This is a genomic window from Pusillimonas minor (genome assembly GCF_014237865.1).
Taxonomy (GTDB): Bacteria; Pseudomonadota; Gammaproteobacteria; order Burkholderiales; family Burkholderiaceae_B; genus Neopusillimonas; species Neopusillimonas minor.
Window position 1 is genome coordinate 1 of the sequence record NZ_JACJUU010000036.1, and the last position, 2407, is coordinate 2407.

The window sequence follows — 2407 nt, forward strand, 5'->3', positions numbered from 1 at the left end:
TGTTCAACGTCAACTATCTTGGCCGGTCGGCGTCAATTAACTTGGCCGGTTGACGCTCATTGATGCTGGTCTTGTTGTTTACGCTTTAATGATGTTTTCCTGCGGTAACTTTCCCCCTCCAATGTAAAGATGGTTGCGTGGTGCACCAGTCGGTCAATTGCGGCCACGGTCATGACGCTGTCGTCGAACAAGTGGTCCCAATCGCTGAAGGCTTGGTTGGATGTGATGATCAAGCTGCCACGTTCATACCGATGGGCAATGAGCTCAAACAAGACGCTGGTTTCCTGATCAGTTTTCTTTACGTAGCCCAAGTCATCCAGAATCAAGACGGCGTATTTATCCAGTTTGCCCAATGCGTCGGCCAGGCTATAGCGCTGTTTGGCCAGCTGTAACTCCTGCACCAAACTGGTGGCGCTGATAAATTTCACCCGGATTCCCGCCTCGATCAGGCTGTAGCCGAGACTGCTAGCCAGATGTGTTTTGCCTAAGCCACTGGCGCCGAAGATCAGCACATTCTCACCACGCACTGTCCACTGCGTTTCTGTCGCAAGGGCATTGATCTGTTGTGTGTTTACACCAGTAACGGCGTCGAACTGGAAGCAGCTCAATGTTTTGCCTGGCGGTAGGTCAGATTCTTTGAGATGACGCTGCAGTCTTTTATCGTCCCGTGTCGAGAGTTCCATGGCGCACAATTCGGCCAGATACTGTTCTGGCATCCAGCTCTCAGCCACCGCTTTCTTGGCAACACTTTGCCAATGGGTATTGATACACGCCAGCCGCAACGATTTAAGCATGATCGGTAAGCTTGCTACGTTAGCCATGCTGCACTCCCGTTGTCTGAAGCAGACGGTTGTAATCATGTAAATTGTGCTGACGCACGGTGATTTTTGGCATCACGCGAGTTTTGGGTGCAAATCGCTCTTCGCAAGACAAGAGGCTGGGTAAACCCCTCAGGGCGACTTGATCCAGAACGTATCGACCAATGGCGTCTTGGTGATCGGTTTTCTTTGCCAAGTGCAGCAAACGCACAATGTATTGGCAAGCGGCATCGGCACTCAACCTATGGTCAACATGCTGCCAAATGGTCTGGTAGTCGTGAGTCGGCAGCAGCTCATCGCGTAACTGCGAAGACCTGAATGCCCTGGGCTTTTTAACCAGAGCCTCGATGACATGCCGATAATCGACGCTACGCGCACGAGTTTTACCTGCGGGCGCAAAGACCCGATCCAGTGTCAACGTACACTCGTTCGCACACCAGATCTCCAGTTTTGTATCGTAGATACGTACCGTCACCCTGGCGCCAATCAATCGTGACGGCACCGTATACACAATTCGCCGTATCTCAATGGTGCTGCTGCGGGTGACGCGAATCCTCTGTTCCGAGTAATTGACGCTGCGCTTTGACGGTAAGGGGCGTAATTGACGGCGTTCATCCGCCCAAGCAGTTGCAACGCGACGATTACGCCGCGCCACCAACTGCTGCACGAACTTGTTGTAAGCCTCAAGCGTGTCGAACTCAAAGCTGCCGCGCAAGACCAGCGCCTGATGTAATTGTCGCTTCAGATGATTGTTCGGCGATTCGATGGCGCCGTTCTCATGGGCCACGCCCCGATTATTGCGAGTGGCTCGCACGCCATAATGCTGGCACAACTGCTCAAACTGACACGTAAAGTCATCATGCTCTGCCTTGTTCTTGTAGGCAGCACTCAGACTGTCGGTGCGTAATTGACGGGGTACGCCACCGCTTTGCCAAAAGGCATTTTGTAAGCCATCGGACAATGCACTAAAGCTTTCGCCGCCGCAGACGACTTGGACATAAGCCCACCCGCTGGCCACCAGACGATAGTGAAACAGACGATGTTTTAAGGGTTGAGCGCAAATCGTAACGGGCTCATTGACCACGGTGAAGTCGGCGATGCCCAGATCCCCTGGGGCATGAGTCTGTAAGAACACGACATCTTGTTCAGGGCCGTGTAGTTGTCGCCATGCGCGGATACGCCGCTCTAAGGTACGCCGTGCCCGTGGGTCAAAGCAGTCACCGTGGTATTCGCACAGATAATCGAAGATACCGATGCTGCTGATCGTTTCGTTGCGCTCCAACCAAGGCACGACAATTGACGCCCACACGTCAATTAACGGATCGGGGCGCGTACGCCATGTCCGCTGACCCAATTGGGGTTGAAGTTCCTTCATGTCAATTCGCCGGGCCGAGCGCTCTGAGATACCCGCCTTGGCGGCCGCTACACCTTGCGGCCTGTCGCTGCGATGTTTCATATACAACCTGATTTGTTGATCTGTTATTCGTTTGCCCGACACAGCGATATCTCCAATTTGCTGTGTCAAACCCTAGCAGATCAACCGGCCAAGATAATTGTCGCTAACCGGTCAAGTTAATTGTCGCTGAACA

2 protein-coding genes are annotated in these 2407 nt (G+C 53.0%); both read right to left on the reverse strand.

Annotated features, from left to right (window positions below; all coding sequences use genetic code 11):
• Window positions 1-56 precede the first annotated feature (56 nt).
• Entirely contained in the window at window positions 57-821 is a 765-nt protein-coding gene (gene istB, locus GTU67_RS15075) for an IS21-like element helper ATPase IstB (RefSeq protein WP_185780800.1), read from the reverse strand.
• A complete protein-coding gene (gene istA / locus GTU67_RS15080; protein ID WP_185780801.1) occupies window positions 814-2316 on the reverse strand; it encodes an IS21 family transposase in 1503 nt (500 codons plus the stop codon). Before istA ends, istB begins: the two co-directional genes overlap by 8 nt.
• Between the last annotated feature and the right edge of the window lie 91 nt (window positions 2317-2407).